General features: G+C 65.2%; 16 protein-coding genes. 7 read left to right on the top strand and 9 right to left on the bottom strand.

What is annotated here, in order from left to right; all coding sequences use genetic code 11:
• Positions 1-35: 35 nt before the first annotated feature.
• The gene (gene ispA / locus BM279_RS00240; protein WP_093499870.1) at positions 36-923 is read right to left on the bottom strand and encodes a (2E,6E)-farnesyl diphosphate synthase; all 888 of its coding nucleotides are present in this window, start codon (positions 921-923) and stop codon (positions 36-38) included.
• Positions 920-1,162: an exodeoxyribonuclease VII small subunit gene (locus tag BM279_RS00235; RefSeq protein ID WP_013792851.1), complete on the bottom strand. Its 243-nt coding sequence runs from the start codon at positions 1,160-1,162 to the stop codon at positions 920-922. Before BM279_RS00235 ends, ispA begins: the two co-directional genes overlap by 4 nt.
• A gap of 138 nt (positions 1,163-1,300) precedes the next feature.
• Between BM279_RS00235 and BM279_RS00230 the strand changes: the two genes are divergently transcribed.
• Positions 1,301-3,250, top strand: a complete 1,950-nt coding sequence (locus tag BM279_RS00230) for a DNA topoisomerase III (protein ID WP_093499868.1) — start codon at positions 1,301-1,303, stop codon at positions 3,248-3,250.
• Positions 3,251-4,189: 939 nt separating this feature from the next.
• Entirely contained in the window at positions 4,190-5,602 is a 1,413-nt protein-coding gene (locus tag BM279_RS00225; RefSeq protein ID WP_093499866.1) for an amino acid permease, read from the top strand.
• Positions 5,603-5,821: 219 nt separating this feature from the next.
• On the opposite strand, the gene BM279_RS00220 is transcribed toward BM279_RS00225, so the two are convergent.
• Complete coding sequence (locus BM279_RS00220; protein WP_093499864.1) at positions 5,822-7,606, bottom strand: IlvD/Edd family dehydratase; 1,785 nt, start codon at positions 7,604-7,606, stop codon at positions 5,822-5,824.
• Positions 7,607-7,810: 204 nt separating this feature from the next.
• Positions 7,811-8,989: a fumarylacetoacetate hydrolase family protein gene (locus BM279_RS00215; RefSeq protein WP_093499862.1), complete on the bottom strand. Its 1,179-nt coding sequence runs from the start codon at positions 8,987-8,989 to the stop codon at positions 7,811-7,813.
• Between the two features lie 115 nt (positions 8,990-9,104).
• Here BM279_RS00215 and BM279_RS00210 point away from each other — a divergent pair, with 115 nt between their 5' ends.
• From BM279_RS00210 to BM279_RS00195, 4 genes are all read left to right on the top strand, one after another.
• Positions 9,105-10,046 (top strand): LysR family transcriptional regulator, encoded by a 942-nt coding sequence (locus tag BM279_RS00210; protein WP_093499860.1) that lies wholly within the window; start codon positions 9,105-9,107, stop codon positions 10,044-10,046.
• Between the two features lie 257 nt (positions 10,047-10,303).
• On the top strand, positions 10,304-11,698 hold the full coding sequence (locus tag BM279_RS00205) for an MFS transporter (protein WP_093499858.1): 1,395 nt from the start codon (positions 10,304-10,306) through the stop codon (positions 11,696-11,698).
• A complete protein-coding gene (locus BM279_RS00200; RefSeq protein WP_093499857.1) occupies positions 11,695-12,438 on the top strand; it encodes an SDR family oxidoreductase in 744 nt (247 codons plus the stop codon). The genes BM279_RS00205 and BM279_RS00200 overlap by 4 nt, the downstream gene beginning before the upstream one ends.
• 31 nt (positions 12,439-12,469) lie before the next feature.
• Positions 12,470-13,318 carry an ureidoglycolate lyase gene (locus BM279_RS00195; protein WP_093499855.1) on the top strand — a complete coding sequence of 283 codons (849 nt, stop codon included), beginning with the start codon at positions 12,470-12,472 and terminating at the stop codon, positions 13,316-13,318.
• Between the two features lie 60 nt (positions 13,319-13,378).
• Here BM279_RS00195 and BM279_RS00190 read toward each other — a convergent pair whose 3' ends face one another.
• Positions 13,379-14,431, bottom strand: coding sequence for an ABC transporter substrate-binding protein (locus BM279_RS00190; RefSeq protein WP_093499853.1), 1,053 nt, complete (start codon positions 14,429-14,431; stop codon positions 13,379-13,381).
• Positions 14,432-15,016: 585 nt separating this feature from the next.
• On the opposite strand from BM279_RS00190, the gene BM279_RS00180 reads away from it, so the two are divergent.
• Positions 15,017-15,940, top strand: a complete 924-nt coding sequence (locus BM279_RS00180; RefSeq protein WP_093499850.1) for a LysR family transcriptional regulator — start codon at positions 15,017-15,019, stop codon at positions 15,938-15,940.
• A 288-nt stretch (positions 15,941-16,228) separates the two neighbouring features.
• On the opposite strand, the gene argE is transcribed toward BM279_RS00180, so the two are convergent.
• The 4 genes from argE to BM279_RS00160 are packed head-to-tail and all read right to left on the bottom strand — an operon-like array spanning position 16,229 to position 19,799.
• Positions 16,229-17,392 (bottom strand): acetylornithine deacetylase, encoded by a 1,164-nt coding sequence (argE, locus tag BM279_RS00175; RefSeq protein WP_093499848.1) that lies wholly within the window; start codon positions 17,390-17,392, stop codon positions 16,229-16,231.
• Positions 17,385-18,062: a DUF1028 domain-containing protein gene (locus tag BM279_RS00170; protein WP_093499846.1), complete on the bottom strand. Its 678-nt coding sequence runs from the start codon at positions 18,060-18,062 to the stop codon at positions 17,385-17,387. Before BM279_RS00170 ends, argE begins: the two co-directional genes overlap by 8 nt.
• A gap of 10 nt (positions 18,063-18,072) precedes the next feature.
• The gene (locus BM279_RS00165) at positions 18,073-18,498 is read right to left on the bottom strand and encodes a RidA family protein (protein WP_093499844.1); all 426 of its coding nucleotides are present in this window, start codon (positions 18,496-18,498) and stop codon (positions 18,073-18,075) included.
• The gene (locus BM279_RS00160) at positions 18,498-19,799 is read right to left on the bottom strand and encodes a flavin-containing monooxygenase (protein WP_093499842.1); all 1,302 of its coding nucleotides are present in this window, start codon (positions 19,797-19,799) and stop codon (positions 18,498-18,500) included. The genes BM279_RS00165 and BM279_RS00160 overlap by 1 nt, the downstream gene beginning before the upstream one ends.
• Positions 19,800-19,909 lie beyond the last annotated feature (110 nt).

Here is a 19,909-nt window from a genome sequence, read left to right as displayed (position 1 = left end):
GTTTGCCGCAGCAGCGATGTCAGATAGACAGCGTTTCAGTTACGCCGTTCGACGATATACCGCGCCAGCTCGCGCAGCGGCTCGGCGGCCTCGTCGAAGGGCTGCAGGGCCTGCAGCGCCTGGTCGCGCAGCTCCAGGGCGTAGGCCTTGGCGGCCGCCATGCCGAGCAATGCCGGGTAGGTCGGCTTGTCGTTCGCCTGGTCCTTGCCTTGGGTCTTGCCGAGCGTGGCGGTATCGCTTTCCACGTCGAGAATGTCGTCCTGCACCTGGAAGGCCAGGCCGACGGCGCGGGCGTAGGTACTCAGGGCTGCCAGGGCTTGTTCGTCGGCGCGCCCGCTGGCCAGAGCGCCGAGGCGTACGGCGGCTTCGATCAGCGCGCCGGTCTTGTGGCGGTGCATGACTTCCAGCGCCGGTTGCTGCAATTGCTGGCCGACCGAGCCGAGGTCGATGGCCTGGCCGCCGACCATGCCGGCCGGGCCAGCGGCGAGCGCCAGGGCCTGGAACATGCTCAGGCGAATCTCGGCGCTGTGCGGGTTGTGCCGGGTGTTGGCGAGCACGTCGAAAGCCATGCTCTGCAGACCGTCGCCTGCGAGGATGGCGGTGGCTTCGTCGAAGGCGATATGGGTGGTCGGCTGGCCGCGGCGCAGGTCGTCGTCGTCCATGGCCGGCAGGTCGTCATGCACCAGGGAATAGGCGTGGATCAGCTCCACCGCGCAGGCGGCGCCGTCAGCCTGAACCGGAGCGCCGCCGAGGGCTTCGCAAGCCGCGTAGGCGAGCAACGGGCGCACGCGCTTGCCACCGTTGAACACGCTGTAGCGCATGGCGGCATAAAGGCGTTCCAGCTCGGCATGTGGCGCGGTGAACAGCGGCTCGAGGGCGGCGTCGACCTGTTTCTGGCAGCGCGCCTGGTAGGCGGCGATCATAGCGGCTCGTCCGTTTCGAACGGCGCCGCTTCCAGAGCGCCATCGCGCTCCAGGAGGATCTGTACCTTCTGCTCGGCCTGGGTCAGGGCGGCCTGGCATTCGCGGGTCAGGCCGATGCCTTGCTCGAAGGCGCTCAGCGACTCCTCCAGCGACAGCTCGCCGTTTTCCAGGCGCTCGACAATGGTTTGCAGTTCGGTGAGGGATTGCTCGAAGTCGAGCGCGGCTTTCTTGCGGGCCATGGTCAGCAGGTCTCAGGCGGGTTCGCGGTCGCCGCGACACTAGCAGAGGGCTCTTTCGCGAGCAAATCAGCGCGGGTGGGCGATTTGGATGGATATACAGTATTCTTGCCGCTATTCATTTCCTGCTGGCCCTAGCCGATGCGCCTGTTTCTCTGCGAAAAGCCCTCCCAAGCCAAAGACATCGCCAGCGTGCTCGGCGCCACGCGGCGCGGCGACGGCTGCTGGCTGGGCAAGGGCGTGACGGTGACCTGGTGCATCGGCCATTTGCTGGAGACGGCGCCGCCGGATGCCTACGATGCGCGCTACAAGCGCTGGGTGCTGGACGACCTGCCCATCGTGCCGCAGCAGTGGAAGATGCGCATCAAGCCCAAGACCGCCGCCCAGTTCAAGGCCATCAAGCGCCTGCTTGGCGAGGCCAGCGAACTGGTGATCGCCACCGACGCCGACCGCGAAGGCGAGATGATCGCCCGCGAGCTGCTCGAGCACTGCCGCTACCGCGGGCCGATTCAGCGTTTGTGGCTGTCGGCGCTGGACGATGCCTCGATCCGCAAGGCCCTGGCCGCGCTCAAACCGGGCGCCAGCACCTACAACCTCTATCAGTCGGCGCTCGGTCGCTCGCGGGCTGACTGGCTGATCGGCATGAACATGAGCCGCCTGTTTACCTTGCTGGGACGCAAGTCCGGCTATCAGGGCGTGCTGCCGGTCGGTCGCGTGCAGACGCCGACCCTGCGCCTGGTGGTCGATCGCGACCGCAGCATCGCCGACTTCGTGCCGGTGCCGTTCTGGGCCATCGACGTTACCCTCGACGGCAACGGTACGCCGTTCACCGCCGGATGGCGCGCGCCCCAGGACGATTGCGACGAGCAGGGCCGCTGCCTGAAGCAGGACGCGGCGCAGCGCGCCGCCCAGGCCATGCAGGGCGTCGAGCATGCCGTGCTGAAAAAGTTGAAGACCGAGCGCATGCGTGAAGTGCCGCCGTTGTTGTTCGACCTCGGCACGCTGCAGCAGGTGTGCTCGAAGAAGCTCGGCCTAGGCGCCCAGGAAACCCTGGACATCGCCCAGAAGCTCTACGAGACCGACAAGCTGATCACCTATCCGCGCAGCGATTGCGGCTACCTGCCGCTCAGTCAGCATGCCGAGGCGCCGGCCATTCTGGCGGCGCTGGGGCAGGCCGATCCGGGCCTGCGCGAGGTGCTGGCCCATACCCAGGCGCAGCGCCGCTCGCGGGCCTGGAACGATGCCAAGGTCAGCGCCCACCACGGCATCATCCCGACCCTGGGCGCCGGTGGTCTGGCTCGACTGAGCGGCCGGCCGCGCGCGGTCTATGAGCTGATCCGCGCCCGCTATCTGGCGCAGTTCCTGCCCAACCACGAATACGACCGTACCCAGGCGGATTTCGATTGCGCCGGCCACAGCCTGCGCGCAGTCGGCAAGCAGATCGTCGAGCCGGGCTGGAAACGTGCGCTGCCCGAAGCCCTGGCTCCGAGCAAGGGCCGTGAGGCGCCTGCGCCTCAGGCTTTGCCAGCACTGCATGAAGGCCAGACGTGCGCAGTGCGTGAAGTGACGCTCAAGGATCAATTCACCCAGCCGCCCAAGCCGTTCACCGAGGGCGACCTGATCCAGGCCATGAAGAACGTGGCACGGCTGGTCGAGGATCCGCTGCTGAAGCAGAAGCTCAAGGACACCACCGGTATCGGCACCGAAGCCACCCGCGCCGGCATCATTCAGGGCCTGCTCGATCGCGGTTACCTGACCAAGCAGGGCAAGACCCTGGCTGCCACCTCAGCAGCCTTCGGGTTGATCGATGCAGTACCCCGCGCTATCGCCGACCCCGGCACCACGGCGATCTGGGAGCAGGCACTGGATATGGTGCAGAGCGGCGAGATGCCGTTGGACGAGTTCGTCGCCAAGCAGTCGGCCTGGATGGCCAGGCAGATCGAGCGCTGCCGCGGCTTGCAGCTGACCATCAGCGGCCCGCCGCCGGGTGGCAGGCCGGCGTGGAAGGGCAAGCGCAAGGGTGCCCCGCGCAAGAAGGCTGCACCGGCCAAGCGCGTAGGTGCTGGCGCCGCAAAGGCCAGGTTGCAGTAGGGTGATTGTTCTTGATCGCGAAGGCGTTTCGAATAGTTCCCACGCTCCGCGCGGGTATTCAGCTTGTGGCGCTCCGCGCCACGATTTTTGGCCTCAGAAATCGATTTAGGGACGCAGAGCGTCCTGCCCATGGGTTCCCACGCGGAGCGTGGGAACCCATGGGCAGGCGGTGGGCGGATTGTGTGAGCGGGCGGGGACGCCTAGTTTATGCCCGCGATTCGCGCGCATGGCGCGCTCCCACAAAGGCAGGTCGCCGGTCATTCCTACCTTGTTGGCTCAACACCTCGAATAAGGCGGGCCTCGTAGGATGGGTTTCACCTGCGCGGCCCGACCCATCCTACTGCTCTGTCCGTATCTCCCGCTGCCAGCTCCAGGCAGTGGATGAAGCGTCATCCACCCTTGCAACTCAGCCGTGCTTTGGCATCGGCAGGCCAATGTTCACGATGCCACCCATCTGTTCGTCGCACGAGCAGAGTATTCCCAAATGTAAATTTTCCGTTACCATCCGGCCCCGTTGAATTTAACGAACGGGTTTCATTCGCCTGTGTGACGGTGGATTTAATGCCGTTGGTGGCTGTCTCTACTGGGATTTCCACCTGTTAGTGGCGCTGGTTTCAGCGGCTAAAGCCGAACTGAAGAAGGGCCTGGTTTCGAGCGAGTTGTGGAGTAAAACGAACATTCAAATCGGTGCGCCGGCGTTTTTTCAGGCAGCACTGCGGCGGTAAATGGCTCGGCAGTCAGGGTTTTTGACGGAGCTTTCTCTGCTTCAACCGGATGGATTTCGGCAAGGAACTGTTGCCCGAGACCGGTTCGCCGGATCCGGAAACGCTCACATGGAATGCGATCACGCAGCGAAGCCTGCTGGCGCGCCGCCTGGCGGTATGCGCAGCGGCCTGGCTTCAACTGTTTCCAGCAAAATCAATAAGAGGTAGTCCTTCTATGGATGCAGTATCCGCCGAACAGGCAAAGCAGGAGCCTGAGAGCAAGCTCAGTGCGTCATTGAAGCCCCGGCACCTCACCATGATGTCCATCGCCGGCGTGATCGGCGGGGCGTTGTTCGTCGGTTCCGGCAGCGTGATCCACAGCGCCGGGCCGGCCGCGGTACTGGCCTACCTGGCGGGCGGCATTCTGGTCGTGCTGATCATGCGCATGCTGGGTGAAATGGCCACCTCGTCGCCGGACACTGGCTCGTTCTCCACCTATGCCGAGCGCGCCATCGGCCGCTGGGCCGGCTTCACCATCGGCTGGCTGTACTGGTGGTTCTGGGTCATCCTCATGGCCTGGGAAGCCTACGTGGCGGGCACCATCCTCAATGGCTGGTTTCCGGAGATCAGCGTCAACGTCTTCGTGCTGGCCGCCACCCTGGTGCTGATCAGCATCAACTTCTTCAACGTCAAGAATTACGGCGAGTTCGAGTTCTGGTTCGCGCTGATCAAGGTGGTGGCGATCATCTGTTTCCTGGCGGTCTGCACCCTGGCAGTGCTCAGCCTGTGGCCGACCGGCGAGACGCGCGGCTTCAGCAACCTGACGGCCCAGGGCTTCATGCCAAACGGCATTGAGTCCGTGGTGGTGGCCATTCTTGGTGTGATGTTCGCTTTCCTCGGCGCCGAGATCGTCACCATCGCCGCCTCGGAGGCGAAGGACCCGGCCAACCAGATCGTCAAGGCCACCAACTCGGTAGTCTGGCGTGTGTGCCTGTTCTACATCGGCTCGATCTTCCTGATCGTCTGCCTGGTGCCCTGGAACGACCCGCTGATGGCGCAGTCCGGCTACGGCTCCTACCGCCGCACCCTGGAACTGCTGGGCATTCCCTACGCCGAGCTGGTGATGAACTTCGTGGTGCTGACCTCGGTGAGCAGCTGCATGATCTCGGCGCACTACACCGCCTCGCGCATGCTGTTCTCGCTGTCCACCCGTGGCGACGCGCCGCGCTTCCTGAAGATCACCCGTACCGGGACCGGCGTGCCGGTGTTCGCGATCATCGCCTCCTGCTCGGTGGCCATTTTCGTGGCGCTGATCAACTTCAGCGAAACCCTGCGCCCCAAGGACGTGCTCGACACCCTGATGAACACCACCGGCATGATCGCCCTGCTGGTGTATCTGGTGATCGCTTTCTCGCAACTGAAGATGCGCCGCAAGCTGGAAGCCGAAGGCAAGGACATTCGCCTGAAAATGTGGCTGTTCCCCTGGCTGACCTACCTGGTGATCCTGTTCATCATCGGCTCCCTGGTGACCATGGCGTTCGTCGAGGAATACCAGGTGCTGGTCATCTCCACCGGCGCGGCCGCGGCCGTTGTTGTGGCGCTGGGTGTGCTGGTTCACAGGCGCGCAGCGAAGAAGCTCGCCCTCTGACCGCAAAGCGGTGATCAAAAAAAGGGGCGCACCTTCGCAGGTACGCCCCTTTTTTCATGCCGGTCGACAGGCTCCTTAAGAACCTGTTCACGATCTAGCGAGCTAGAGCCATACAAGGCAAAAACAGGCGAGGAAGCGGAGTTTACGAGCTGTAAATGAGCATTCCGAGCCTGTTTTTAACGCAGTAGGGCCGACGCGCAGCAGATCGTGAATAGGTTCTTAGTGCGAGTGCCTTGGCATGCCGCCGCTGCGCGCGATGATGCGCATGTGCAGGGTGGCCGGCTCCAGGCAGCCGCCGGTGGAGAGCTGGCCGACCAGCTGGCGGTACAGCTCCTGCCAGGGTGTTTGCGAGGCCGGGTAGCTGGGCTTCCAGGCGGCGCGGCGCCGCTGCATCTCCTCGTCGTCGATCAGCAGGTTCACCGAGCGGGCGTTGAGGTCGACTCGCAATACGTCGTTGGTCTGCAGCAGCGCCAGGCCGCCGCCGACCGCCGCTTCCGGCGACATGTTGAGGATCGACGGGCTGGCCGAGGTGCCGCTCTGCCGGCCATCGCCCAGACACGGCAGGGAGGTGACGCCCTGTTTGATCAGTGCCGCCGGTGGGGCCATGTTGACCACCTCGGCGCTGCCCGGATAACCCACCGGCCCGGCACCGCGCACCACCAGAATGCAGCGCTCGTCGATGTCCAGCGCCGGGTCGTTGATGCGCGCGTGGTAGTCCTCCGGGCCCTCGAAGACGATGGCCCGCGCCTCGAAGCAATTCTCCTTGCCGGGCTCGGCCAGGTAGGTCTTGCGGAAGGCTTCACCGACCACCGACATCTTCATGATCGCGCTATCGAAGAAGTTGCCGCTGAGCACGATGAAACCCGCGCTGTGCTTGAGCGGCTCGTCGTAGGGCAGGATCACGTCGCGGTTGCCGGTCACCTTGTCGGCAACGATCTCGCCGATACGCCGGCCGCTGACCGTCATACAGCCCTCGTGCACGCGCCCGGCCTTCTGCAGCTCGTGCATCACCGCCGGCACGCCGCCGGCGTGATGGAAGCCTTCACCCAAGTACTTACCGGCCGGCATGCAGTTGACCAGCAGCGGCACGCTCTCGCCGATGCGCTGCCAGTCTTCCAGGCTCATTTCGATGCCCATGTGCCGGGCGATGGCGATCAGGTGCGGCGGGCAGTTGCTCGAGGCGCCGAGGGCCGAGGCCACGGCGATGGCGTTCTCGAAGGCTTCGCGGGTCATGATCTGCGAGGGTCGTACGTCCTGCATGACCAACTCGCAGATACGCCGGCCGGTGGCGTAGGCCATCTGCCCGCGCTCGCGGTAGGGCGCGGGGATGCTGGCGCAGCCGGTCAGCGACATGCCCAGCGCTTCGGCCAGGGCGTTCATCGAAAGCGCCGTGCCCATGGTGTTGCAGTGGCCCACCGACGGCGAGGCGGCGGTGGTCATTTCCATGAAGCCTTCGTAGTCGATCTCGCCCGCGGCCATCAATTTGCGCGCGTGCCAGAGCACGGTGCCCGAGCCGATCAGCTCGCCCTTGTGGTGGCCGTCGAGCATCGGCCCACCGGACAGCACGATGGCCGGCAGGTCGGTGGTGGCCGCCGCCATCAGGCAGGCCGGCGTGGTCTTGTCGCAGCCGGTGGTCAGCACCACGCCGTCGAGCGGGTAGCCGTGGAGGATTTCCACCAGGCCCAGGTAGGCCAGGTTGCGATCCAGGGCGGCGGTGGGGCGACGGCTCTGCTCGGCGATCGGGTGCACCGGGAATTCCATGGGAATGCCGCCGGCATCGCGGATGCCGGCCTTGACCCGCTGGGCCAGCTCCAGGTGATGGCGGTTGCAGGGCGTCAGGTCGCTGCCGGTCTGGGCGATGCCGATGATCGGCCGGCCCGACTGCAGCTCGTCGCGGGTCAGCCCGTAGTTCATGTAGCGCTCGACGTAGAGGGCGGTCATGTCGGCGTGGTCGGGATCATCGAACCACTGCTGGCTGCGCAGCGGGCGTTTGGGGTCGGTCATGATTCGGTTCTCTTGTTCTTGAATTATTCGCGTGGCGCTGGGCTATCGGCTTGGGCAGCTCTAAAAACTACCTGCGTTGTCAGTGCGGCGTTAAAACAGGCTCAAAATGCTCATTTACAGCACGTAAACTCCGCTTTTTCGCCTGTTTTGCCTTGCGCTGACTGCCTCGCCAACGTTTTTAGAGGTGCCCCTAAAGGACAAGGATCAGTCCAGCAGGCCACGGGCGCTGAGGTTCTTGATCAGCGCGGTGATGCCAAAGGTCCAGGGGGCGGCCTTGTCGCTGGTGGTTACCTGGTTATGCAGGGCGCCGAGGCGCGGGCTGCTGATGCTCACGCGGTCGCCGATTTTATGGGTAAAGCCGCTGCCGGGGTGGTCGCGGTCCTCGGTGGGCGCGAACAGGGTGCCGAGAAACAGCAGGAAGCCGTCAGGGTACTGATGCGAGGCATTGAGTGTCTGGCCAGCCAGGTTCTGCGGGTCGCGGCTGATCTGGTCCATGGAGCTGGAGCCGGTGAGCCGGTAGCCGTCGGTGCCTTCAACCTGCAGCTCGACCACGCAGTTGCGCACTGTATCGAGGTCGAAGTGTTCGTCGAACAGGCGAATGAACGGGCCGATGGCGCAGGAGGCGTTGTTGTCCTTGGCCTTACTGAGTAGCAGCGCGCTGCGGCCTTCCACATCGCGCAGGTTGACGTCGTTGCCCAGGGTCGCACCGTGTATTTGCCCACGGCTGTTGACCGCCAGCACCACTTCCGGCTCCGGGTTGTTCCATTGCGAGATCGGGTGGATGCCGATCTCGCTGGCGCTGCCCACGGCGGCCAGAATCGGCGCCTTGGTGAAGATCTCCGCGTCCGGGCCGATGCCGACTTCCAGGTACTGCGACCACATGTTCTGCTCGATCAGCAGCTCCTTGAGGCGCATCGCCTGGGGCGAGCCGGGCTGCACGGCGCGCAGGTTGTCGCCGATGGCCTCACGCACGATGGCTCGTACGCTCTGCGCCTTGGCGGCGTCGCCAGCGGCTTTTTCCTCGATCACCCGCTCGATCATGCTGGCGGCGAAGGTCACCCCGGCGGCCTTGATCACCTGCAGGTCGGCGGGCGCCAGCAGATACGCCTGGCTTGGGTCGGCGTGGGCGCCGGTGTTGGCCAGCAGCGCCTCGATGCTGCCGACGAAGGTGCCGGGCGTGTCGCGCACCGCCTGCAGCGGATCATCGAGTTCCAGCAACTGGCTGAGGGTGGCGAAGCGGGCGGACAGATCGAACACGCCGTCGGCGCGCAGCACGATGGGTGAAGGGCCGGCGACGGCGCCGGGAATCCAGGCGCGGCCGATCAGCGTGGCCGTGGCAGCGTCGGCAGGCAGGGTGTTTTCAGGGGTCAGTCGGATCGACATGGCGATGAATTCCGGGGTGCATGAAAGCTGCACGCTAGGCGGCGATGTGGATAAACTCCAATGGCATATTTTCAATTATCAATAACCTGCCGTTATTGAATGCCTGGAGCTGCCCATGTCGGATCTGTCGTTCTCGAGCTTCTGCAACTGGCTGAAATTCCGCCACCTGACGCTCCTCGACACCCTGGGCCGCACCCGCAACATGCACCTGGCGGCGCAGCAGATGAACCTCAGCCAGCCGGCGCTGAGCAAGATGCTCAAGGAGATCGAGAGCCTGCTCGGCTTCGCCGTGTTCGAGCGCCTGCCGCGCAGCATGCAGCCCACACCTTTGGGCGACCAGGTGCTGCGCTACGCGCACTTGGCGCTGAACGACGCGCGCACCTTCGTCGAACAGATCAACAACCTCAGCGCCGGCGGCCATGGTCACCTCAAGGTCGGCGGCATCTTCGCCGCCACGGCGGTGGCGCTGCCCGAGGCCATCGTGCAGATCAAGCAGCGCTGGCCACTGCTGGCCATCGAAGTAGTCGAGCAGACCAGTGACCACCTGATGGAAATGTTGGAGGAGCGCAACCTGGATCTGGCCATCGGCCGCTTCACCGAGCAGAGCCAGCAGCAGCGCTATGACTTCCAGCCGCTGGCGCCGGAGCCGTTCTGCATCGTGGTCAACAGCCGTCACCCGCTGTGCGAGGCCGGGCCCATGACCCTGGAGCAACTGGTGACCTGGCCGTGGATTCTCTATCCCAAGGGCACGCCGATCCGTGGGCGCATGGAGGAAGTGTTCGCCAAGGCCCGGGTGGAGGTGCCGCGCAACACCATCGAAACCATCTCCATGCAGACCTTCCTCAAGGTGCTGCAGGGCGGGCCGATGATCGGCATGTTGCCCGAGGCCATGGTGCTGGAGCACCTGGGCAGCGGTCTGCTCAAGAAGCTCGACACGCCGTTCTACCTGATGCCCCAGGACTACGGAATTCTCACCCGCAAGGGCGATCAGCTGCTGGGCCCGGCCCGGGAATTCGCCGACATCCTGCTCGCCAATGCACAGCGCGAGCGTGACTGATTCGATAACGCAACGTTATCGATTAATCAGCAAATGCCATTGGGATTGAATCGATCCGCGGCATAGATTACCGGCCATCGCCACTGCGGTCGGGCACGCACCCGACCGTCGAGCCCGGCACGGCAAGCTGCCGGGTGGCCCATCCACCGTCAGGGAGCCTCACCGCTGTAATCACTGCTGTGTCGCCAGGCGCCGCCCGGCGAAGCCCATTTCAATAAAAACAATCAGGCATGCGCGCATGCCCAAGGGTCACCACCATGCAACCACGTACCGAGCAATCGGCCGCGCCAGCACGCGACCACGACAGTTCCTTCGAGGACCGCACCTACCGCAAGGTCATTTTGCGCATCCTGCCCATCCTGCTGCTGTGCTACATGGCGGCCTATCTCGACCGGGTCAATATCGGCTTCGCCAAGCTGGATATGCTCGAAGACCTGCAGTTCAGCAACACCGTCTACGCCCTGGGCGCGAGCATGTTCTTCTGGGGCTATTTCCTGTTCGAAGTGCCGAGCAACCTGTTGCTGCACCGCCTCGGCGCGCGCTTCTGGATCGCCCGCATCATGTTCACCTGGGCGCTGGTGTCGATGGCCGTGGCCTTCACCGTGCCGCTTGCGCAGTTCTTCGGCATCCAGTCGAGCACCATGTTTTACACCCTTCGTTTTCTGCTAGGCATCTGCGAGGCCGGCTTCTTCCCGGGCGTGATTCTGTACCTCAACTACTGGTTCCCGACCCACCGGCAGAGCCGCGTGATGTCCGGCTTCCTGCTGGCGCTGCCGATCAGTCTGGTTATCGGCGGCATGCTCTCGGGCTGGCTGATGACCGCCATGCAGGGCGTGCAAGGGCTGTCCGGCTGGCAGTGGATGCTGCTGATCGAAGGCCTGCCGTCGATCGTCATGGCCGTCGTGGTGATCGTCTGCCTGTGCGACAACATCGACAAGGCCAAGTGGCTGTCCACCGCCGAGAAGGCCCTGCTCAAGGCCAACCTGCAGCAGGACAGCACCGGCAAGGCCTCGCGCCTCAGCGAAGCCTTCCTCAACCCGCGCGTGTGGCTGCTGGTGCTGATTCTGTTGACTTTCAACACCGGCTTCTACGGCCTGGCGTTCTGGATGCCGTCGATCATCAAGAGCGCCGGTATCACCAGCAGCCTGCACATCGGCCTGCTGACCGCCATTCCCTACGGCGTGGCCGCGGTGGCGATGCTGCTCAATGCCCGCCACTCCAACCGCACCGGCGAGCGCCGTCTGCATGCCGCGATTCCTGCTTTCATCGGCGGCGTCGGGCTGATGCTCAGCGCCTACTTCGCCCACAACATCGTGCTCTCGGTACTGTTCCTGAGCGTGGCGGCCTCCGGCATCCTCAGCCTGATGCCGATCTACTGGACGCTGCCCGGCACCGTGCTGTCCGGCATCGCCGCGGCGGCCGGCATCGGCATCATCAACTCGTTCGGCAACCTGTCCGGCTTCACCGGCTCGATGATCACCGCGATGGCGGAAACCATGACCGGCGACATCAACAACGGCACCTACGTGCTGGCCGCCTGCCTGTTCGTCAGCGGCGCGCTGATCATGGCCATCCCGCGCAGCATGCTCGGCACGCCCAGCCGCACGCCGGTCACCACGACCACCGGCAGCCTGACCCTGGAGAAAGCATGAACGAGCTGCACGGCAAACGCGTGCTGATCACCGCCGCCGGCCAGGGTATCGGCCTGGCCAGCGCCCGGGCCTTCGTGGCCGCGGGTGCCGAGGTGATCGCCACCGACATCGCGATCGGCGCATTGCAGGATGAGCCGGGCCTTACCGCCCTGCAGCTGGACGTCACCTCGCCCGAGGCCATCGCCGCGCTCAGCGAGCAGGTCGGTGCGGTGGACGTGCTGTTCAACTGCGCCGGCTACGTCCACGCCGGCAGCATTCTGGACTGCGACGAGGCGGCGTGGGAGCGCTCGCTGCAGCTCAACGTCACCGCCATGTACCGGATGATTCGCGCCACGCTGCCGGGCATGTTGGCCCGGGGCGGCGGCTCGATCATCAACATGGCCTCCGTGGCGTCGAGCATCAAGGGCGTGCCCAACCGCTGCGCCTACACCGCCAGCAAGGCCGCGGTGGTCGGCCTGACCAAGTCGGTGGCCGCCGATTACATCGCCCAGGGCATTCGCTGCAATGCCATCTGCCCGGGCACCGTGGAGTCGCCCTCGCTGCGCGCACGTATCGCCGAACAGGCGGCGCTGCAGGGCGTGGCCGAGGAGCAGGTGTACGGCCAGTTCGTCGCCCGCCAGCCCATGGGCCGCCTCGGCAGCGCCGAGGAAATTGCTCGGCTGGTGCTTTATCTCGGCTCCGATGCGTCTTCCTATACCACCGGTGCGCTGCATGTGATCGATGGCGGCATGAGCATCTGAGCTACGTCTTGAACCTGAACAAGGACCCCACATGAAACTGCTACGTTACGGCGCCAAGGGCGCAGAGAAGCCAGGCCTGCTGGACGCTGACAACCAGATTCGTGACCTCTCCGGGCATGTGGCCGATATCGCCGGCGACGTGCTGACGCCTGCGGGCCTCGCCGCGCTGTCGAAGATCGATGTGGCCAGCCTGCCAGTCGTGACCGGCAACCCGCGCATTGGCGCCTGCGTCGGCCAGGTCGGCAAGTTCGTGTGCATCGGCCTCAACTACGCCGACCATGCCGCCGAATCGGGGATGGACGTGCCCAAGGAGCCGATCATCTTCAACAAGTGGACCAGCGCCATCTGTGGCCCCAATGACGCCGTCGAGATTCCCCGCGGCTCGACCAAGACCGACTGGGAAGTGGAACTGGGCGTGGTGATCGGCAAGGGCGGGCGCTACATCGACGAGGCCAACGCCATGGACCATGTCGCCGGCTATTGCGTGATCAACGACGTGTCCGAGCGTGAGTGGCAGCTCGAGCGCGGCGGCAGCTGGGACAAGGGCAAGGGTTTCGACACCTTCGGCCCGCTCGGCCCTTGGCTGGTGACCCGCGACGAAATCGCCGACCCGCACAATCTGGACATGTGGCTGGAGGTCGACGGTCATCGTTACCAGCAGGGCAACACGCGCACGCTAATCTTCAACGTACCGCAACTGATCGCCTACCTGAGCCGCTGCATGAGCCTGCAGCCGGGCGACGTGATTTCCACCGGCACGCCACCGGGCGTGGGCCTGGGCATCAAGCCCAACCCGGTGTTCCTGCGCGCCGGGCAGACCATCCGGCTGGGTATCGCCGGGCTGGGTGAACAGCAGCAGGTCACGGTGCAGGCTGACTGAGCCTGAGACCAAAAAAAGGGGCCGCGAGGCCCCTTTCTTTTTGGCGACTCAGGCTGAGGCTTAGCGCGCCGCCCAGGCGTTGAATCGTTCCTCCAGCTCCTCGCCATGGTCGATCCAGAACTCGGCATTCACCAGCTGCGCGCTAGCCATGTTGGCCTCGGCGGTCGGCAGTTGTGCCTGCACGTCGGCCGGCAGTTGCGGCAGCGTCTCCTTGTGCACCGGACCGTAGGGGATCTGGCTGGAGAACACCTTCTGGGTGTCGGCCTGGCTGGCGAACTTGATGAAGCGCTCGGCCAGGGCCTTGTTCGGGCTGCCCTTGACGATGGCCCAGTGCTCGGGATCGTACAGGCTGCCGTTCCAGGAGATCTTCAGGTTGGCGCCTTCCTTCTGGGCCACGCCGATACGGCCGTTGTAGGCAGCGGACAGCGTCACGTCACCGGCCAGCAGCCACTGCGGCGGTTGCGCGCCGGCTTCCCACCACTGGATCGAACCCTTGATGGCGTCCAGCTTCTTGAAGGCGCGGTCGACACCTTCCTTAGTGCCCAGCACCTTGTAGAGGTCCTCGCGGCTCACGCCGTCGGCCAGCAGGGCGGCTTCCAGGGTGTACTTGGCGCTCTTGCGCAAGCCGCGCTTGCCGGGGAATTTCTCCAGATCCCAGAAATCTGCCCAGGAAGTGGGTGCGGTTTTCAGTTTTTCGCCGTTGTAGGCCATCACCATCGACCACACATAGGTGGCCACGCCGCACTCGCTCACGGTGCCGGGAATGTACTGGTTGGCATCGCCGAGAATGGCCGGGTCGATGCGCTCGAACAGGCCCTCTTCGCAGCCGCGCTGCAGCTCCGGACTTTCCACCTCGACCACATCCCAGGTCACCTGGCCGACATCGACCATGGCTTTGACCTTGGACAGTTCGCCGTTGTACTCGCCGGCCACCACGCGGGCGGCGCCGCTCTGCTCGAAGGGTTTGAAGTAGGCGGCGGTCTGCGCGACCTTGGTGGCGCCGCCGAAGGAGATCACCGTGAGGCTGTCGGCGGCCAGCGCCGCGTTGCTGGCACCAGCCAGCAGGGACAGACCGATGGCGGTGCGGATGGATGGACGCAAGTGCTTGAACATGGAAACTCCCTCGCTGTTTTTTCGTTTTAGTTGGAACAGGGGCAGTAGGGCCGAAGCGGCGAAGCTGCGCGTTGTGTCACGCGTCAGCAGAATCTTTGTTGTTGTGCCGCCCTGAGTGCGGGCTGGGCGGGAACTGTCGTTCAGGTGAGGGCCATGGTGCGTCAGTCCGGCGCGCAGGAAAATTAGTAAAAATATGCTCGGGACTTACGAAAAACCTTTGCAAGGCAGAGCCCCGCCAGGGCGCCGTGTTGGAGTAAGGTGTTAGGGTCTGTTGACGTTTCAGCGCGAGCCGCGTTGCAGCGAGAAATCTCGCCAGGCCGGGCGGCGATCCGCTAGGCGGAGGACGCAGGGAATGGTGTTCCCTTGCCAAGTCCTCCAACAACGCATGGCGAGATTTCCCGCGCAACCTAGGCGGCCCCACCCGAAGGGCCGGGCCCGTTTTACCGCGATGCTGCGTTTCTCGCCGGCTCATTTAGCCAGCTAAACTTCGCGGCTCGTGCCTTGCCTCGCGGCAAAACGGGCTCCGGCGCGGCCGTGCGTGAAACGCCAACAGACCCTAGCCGTTATCACGCTGAGATCGGACACGTGGCTTCCTATACCCTGCGGCAACTCAAGTACTTCGTCACCACGGTGGAGGCGGGCAGCGTGGCCGAGGCGTCGCGCCAGCTGTATATCGCCCAGCCGTCAATCTCCACGGCGATCAAGGGGCTGGAAGAAAGCTTCGGCGTGCAGCTGTTCATTCGCCATCACGCCCAGGGCGTGTCGCTGACGCCCAGCGGCGCGCGCTTCTACGAGAAGGCCCAGCAACTGCTGCGCATGGCCCGCGAGTTCGAGCAGAACGCCCTGGCCGACAACGACATCGTCGCCGGGCAAATCGACATCGGCTGCTTCGAAACCGTCGCGCCGCTGTACCTGCCGCAACTGATCGCCGGCTTTCGCGAACGCTACCCGGGCGTGGACATCCGCATTCGCGATGGCGAGCAGCAGGAGCTGGTGCAGGGCCTGACCGCTGGCTCGTTCGACCTGGCGTTTCTCTACGAGCACGACCTCGACGGCACCATCGCCACCGAGCCGCTGATGCCGCCGCAGAAACCCTACGTGCTGCTGCCCGAGCAGCACCGTTTCGCCGGCCAGGCCTTGGTATCGCTGCGCGACCTGTGCCTGGAGCCGATGATCCTGCTCGACGTGCAACCCAGCCGAACCTACTTCGTCAGCCTGTTTCACGAACTGGGGCTGACGCCCAATATCGTCTTCAGCTCACCGTCCATCGAAATGGTGCGCGGCATGGTCGGCCAGGGCTTCGGCTTCTCCCTGCTGGTCACCAAGCCGCACTCCGAATGCACCTACGATGGCAAGCGCGTGGTCACTGTGGACATCGCCGAGCCGGTGGCCACCTCCGGGCTGGTGGCGGCGCGCCTCAAACGCGGGCAACTGACCAAACCGGCGCAGCTGTTCGTGGATTTTTGCCGGGAGCGGTTGGGCGAACTGAGCGAGCAAGCTGCGCAATAGGGCGGTGCTCGGGTAGCTCGGGTCGAGCGCAGCGACACCCGGGAAAATGTCCTGGGTATCGCGTTGCTCAACCCAGGCTACCGGTGGTGTTCAGCAGTGTTGATGGGTTTCACCCATCCTACGAGCTACTCATATCAGCATCTACACCTGTGGGAGCGGGCCATGCCCGCGATTTTTTCGCGCGCATGGCGCGCTCCCACATTGGTCGTAGCCTGGGTCGAGCGCAGCGACACCCAGGGAACATGCCCCGGGTATCGCGTTGCTCAACATCGGGCTACAGGTTGCGGTTCAGCCCGGGTCGCAGAGGTAATCCGCCAAGCACTGGAGCAGCGCATCGCAACCATGCAGCTGTTCCAGGCTGACGAACTCGTCGGGCTTGTGGCCCTGGTCCATGCTGCCGGGGCCGCAGACTACGGTGGGGATGCCGGCACCGTCGAACAGGCCGCCTTCGGTGCCGAAGGCCACGGTGCCGAAGTCGCTCGAGCCGCAGAGCCTGGCCAGCAAGCGAGCCGCTTCGCTGTCGGGCGGTGTGGCGAGGCCCGGGTAGGCGCTCAGGGGGTGCAGGCGGATATCGCTGGCGGCGCTCACCGCCTGCATCTTCGGCAGCAATTGCTCGGCGGCGTAGCGCTGCAGCTCGTCCGGAACGCGCTGGGCGTCGAAGCCCGGCAGTGCGCGCACCTCGAAATCGAATTCGCATTCGGCCGGCACGATGTTCAGGGCGCGGCCGCCCTTGATCACGCCGGTCTGCACGGTGGAGAAGGGCGGATCGAAGCGCGCATCGTGGTGCTCGGGCTGGGCCAGGCGTGCGCCGATTTCGCCCAGGTGGCCGATCAGCCGCGCCGCGTATTCGATGGCGTTCACGCCGTAGGGCGCGTAGGCCGAGTGACAGGCCGCGCCGTGCACTTCACAACGCATCGCCAGCTTGCCTTTGTGGCCGAGTACCGGCTTGAGTTCGGTCGGCTCGCCGATCAGGCACAGGGTGGGTTTGTGCGGGCGTTTTTCCAGCTCGGCGAGCATCGAGCGCACGCCCAGGCAGCCGACTTCCTCGTCATAGGAAAACGCCAGGTGCACCGGCACCTGCAGCGGGCGTTGCACGAGGCTCGGTACCGCGGCCAGCACGCAGGCGATGAAGCCTTTCATGTCTGCAGTGCCGCGGCCGTACAGGCGCCCGTCATGTTCGCTCAACTGGAACGGTTCGACCGTCCAGGCCTGGCCGTCGACCGGCACCACGTCGGTATGGCCGGACAGCACCACGCCGCCGCGATCCTGCGGGCCGATGGTGGCGAACAGGTTGGCCTTGGTGCCTTCGGCGTTATGGAACAGCTCGCTGTCCACGCCAAAGCCCGCCAGGTACTCGCGGATGAATTCGATCAGCTCCAGGTTGGAATCACGGCTGACCGTGGCAAAGCCGATCAGCCGCTCGAGCAGGGCGCGGCTGGTTGGCTCATTCATCGCCCGGCACTCCGTAGCTTGGCGCCGCCGTCGGGTCGAGGGCGCGGGTCAGGTAATCCTGCATCTGCGGCCGGTAGGCCTGCCACAGACCGTCGAGCTGGCCGATGGGGTCTTCGTCCGCCCAATCGACCCGCAGGTCGATGATCGGCCACACCAGGTCGCCCACCACCTTGAGCGCCGCCGAGTGCACCGGGCCGGCCTCGCCGCCGGCGGCCATCGCCCCGTGCATGGCGGCGAGCAGGCGGTCGGCCAGTTGCCCGCTGGCGTTCTTGAAGGCCTCGACCATGGCCTGGATCACCGCCTCGCTCGCCAGCAGATTGCCGGCTGCCACGCACTGCTCGCCGGCCACCGCGTTGTACAGGCCCAGCGCTTCCTTGCCGCTGAACAGGGCGGTGCGGCCCTGGCTGTCGATCACCGTCACCTGGCGATACTGGCTCCAGCCATTGGCGCCGAGGGCGCGCTGCAAGGCGTCGCCTGGCTCCAATGCCTGCTGCTCGAGCAGATCGAGAATCTGCGGGCCGAGGGCTGGCAGGGTGACGTTCTGGGTGGCCACCGCACCGACGCCGGCACGCAGCCAGGGGCAGCGCGCGCCGACGGCGATGCTCGACGAGCTGATGGCGATGCCCAGCTGGCCGGTTTCCGGGCAGCGTCCGACGATGGAAAAGGTCATGCACGCCTCCTTATTGGGCTGGCCAGTCGTCCGGGATCACCGCGATCACGTCGATCTCCATCAGCCACTGCGGCTGGCCGAGGGCCGAGACCACCAGCCCGGTGGAAATCGGGAACACGCCCTTGAGCCATTTGCCGACCTCCTTGTACACCGGCTCGCGGTAGCGCGGGTCGATGATGTAGGTGGTGGTCTTGACGATATGGGACAGGTCGCTGCCGGCTTCTTCGAGCAACTGCTTGAGGTTCTTCATCGCCTGCTCGGTCTGCGCCTGCGGGTCGCCGAGGCCGACCAGGTTGCCGTCGAAGTCGGTGCCGACCTGGCCGCGTACGTACACCGTGTTGCCGGCGCGCACGGCCTGGCAGAGGTCGTTGTCCAGGGTTTGGTTGGGGTAGGTGTCCTTGGTGTTGAACATGCGGATACGGGTATGGGTGGGCATCACTTGACTCCCTGCAGGCGGGTGACGGGGGCTGCGGCCTGGCGCTGCTCGGCATCGCGGTAGGCGGTGTATTTGCGCTGCGTGGCGATGTGGTCGGCGACGTGCTTGGCGTCGTGCCATACGCCCCAGATGAACGACGAGCCACGGCGCGACAGCCACGGCAGGCCGAGGAAATAGATGCCCGGCTCGCGGGACACGCCGCGCTGGTGCTGGGGCTTGCCGTTGGCATCGAAGGTGTCGGCTTCCAGCCAGCTGAAGTCGGTAGCGAAGCCGGTCGCCCAGATGATCGACGTCACGCCGGCCGCGATCAGGTCCAGCTCGCGCAGCGGCTCGTTCATACACGCGGGATCGGTCGGGATGATGCGCGCTTCGGGTTCCTCCGGCAGGTCGAGGCCGTTGCGTTTCACGTAGGCGTCCGCCGCATCGAGCAGCGCCAGATAGTTCTCGTCACCGCGGCGGATGTTGTCGGCCAGATCGTCGGCGAACTGCACCACGCCGTTGTCGAACGAGCGGGTCAGGCCGACCAGCGTCATGCCCTGGTGAGCCAGGCGGCGGAAGTCGATGGTCTTGCCGCCATAGGCGCCGCTGACCGCGATGGTCACGTGCTCGCGGCCGGCTTTCGGCGTCTCCTGGTCCCACTCGCCAAGCACGCCCAGCCACCAGCAGAAGTCCCGGTTGCGGTAGCTGCGTGGCGGCCGGTCATGGGCGCCGACGGACAGGTAAACCTGACGGCCAGACTGCATCAGCTCATCGGCGATCTGCGTGCCCGAGGAGCCGGCGCCCACCACCAGCACGGCGCCGGCGGGCAGTTGCTGCGGGTTGCGGTACTCGGCGGAATGGATCTGCGTGAGGCGTTCATCCTGCGGGGCGATGGCCGGAATCACCGGGCGCTGGAAGGGGCCGGTGGCGGCCACCACGCGATTGGCTTCGATCACGCCTTCGGAGGTTTCCACGGTAAAGCCGGGGCGATTGGCGTTGCGGCGAACCTTGTGCACTTCCACGCCGGTGTGGATCGGCGCATTGAAGCTGCGCGCATAGGCTTCGAAGTAGGCCGCCACCTGTTCCTTGCCTGGAAAGGCGTCGTCGTCGATGTCGAACTCCAGCCCGGGGAAGCGGTCGTGCCAGGCCGGGCCGTTGGCGACCAGCGAATCCCAGCGCATGGTGCGCCAGCGCTCGGCGATGCGTTCGCGTTCCAGCACCAGGTGCGGCACGCCGAGTTTGGTCAGGTGCTCGCTCATCGCCACGCCGGCCTGGCCGGCGCCCACCACCAGGGTGTCTGTTCGGGTTGTTTCAACAGCCATCGTTGCGTCCCTCTGAAGGAGGCCCGGCGCCCATGCACAGGGATGGCCCTGGCCGGCACGAGCCGTTCGTGCGTTGAGGCCATTGTGTTCAGAGGTGGGGGATAGCGAAA

Source organism: Phytopseudomonas straminea (genome assembly GCF_900112645.1).
GTDB lineage: Bacteria > Pseudomonadota > Gammaproteobacteria > Pseudomonadales > Pseudomonadaceae > Aquipseudomonas > Aquipseudomonas straminea.
Note: the sequence above shows the minus strand (reverse complement) of the source record. Positions and strands in the feature narration are given on the sequence as shown.

Coding starts and splice junctions, on each gene's coding strand:
- BM279_RS00160 (WP_093499842.1), bottom strand. CDS start 19,799: ATGGCTGTTGAAACAACCCGAACAGACACCCTGGTGGTGGGCGCCGGC.
- BM279_RS00235 (WP_013792851.1), bottom strand. CDS start 1,162: ATGGCCCGCAAGAAAGCCGCGCTCGACTTCGAGCAATCCCTCACCGAA.
- BM279_RS00220 (WP_093499864.1), bottom strand. CDS start 7,606: ATGACCGACCCCAAACGCCCGCTGCGCAGCCAGCAGTGGTTCGATGAT.
- BM279_RS00190 (WP_093499853.1), bottom strand. CDS start 14,431: ATGTTCAAGCACTTGCGTCCATCCATCCGCACCGCCATCGGTCTGTCC.
- BM279_RS00200 (WP_093499857.1), top strand. CDS start 11,695: ATGAACGAGCTGCACGGCAAACGCGTGCTGATCACCGCCGCCGGCCAG.
- ispA (WP_093499870.1), bottom strand. CDS start 923: ATGATCGCCGCCTACCAGGCGCGCTGCCAGAAACAGGTCGACGCCGCC.
- BM279_RS00225 (WP_093499866.1), top strand. CDS start 4,190: ATGGATGCAGTATCCGCCGAACAGGCAAAGCAGGAGCCTGAGAGCAAG.
- argE (WP_093499848.1), bottom strand. CDS start 17,392: ATGAATGAGCCAACCAGCCGCGCCCTGCTCGAGCGGCTGATCGGCTTT.
- BM279_RS00165 (WP_093499844.1), bottom strand. CDS start 18,498: ATGCCCACCCATACCCGTATCCGCATGTTCAACACCAAGGACACCTAC.
- BM279_RS00210 (WP_093499860.1), top strand. CDS start 9,105: ATGTCGGATCTGTCGTTCTCGAGCTTCTGCAACTGGCTGAAATTCCGC.
- BM279_RS00215 (WP_093499862.1), bottom strand. CDS start 8,989: ATGTCGATCCGACTGACCCCTGAAAACACCCTGCCTGCCGACGCTGCC.
- BM279_RS00195 (WP_093499855.1), top strand. CDS start 12,470: ATGAAACTGCTACGTTACGGCGCCAAGGGCGCAGAGAAGCCAGGCCTG.
- BM279_RS00230 (WP_093499868.1), top strand. CDS start 1,301: ATGCGCCTGTTTCTCTGCGAAAAGCCCTCCCAAGCCAAAGACATCGCC.
- BM279_RS00205 (WP_093499858.1), top strand. CDS start 10,304: ATGCAACCACGTACCGAGCAATCGGCCGCGCCAGCACGCGACCACGAC.
- BM279_RS00170 (WP_093499846.1), bottom strand. CDS start 18,062: ATGACCTTTTCCATCGTCGGACGCTGCCCGGAAACCGGCCAGCTGGGC.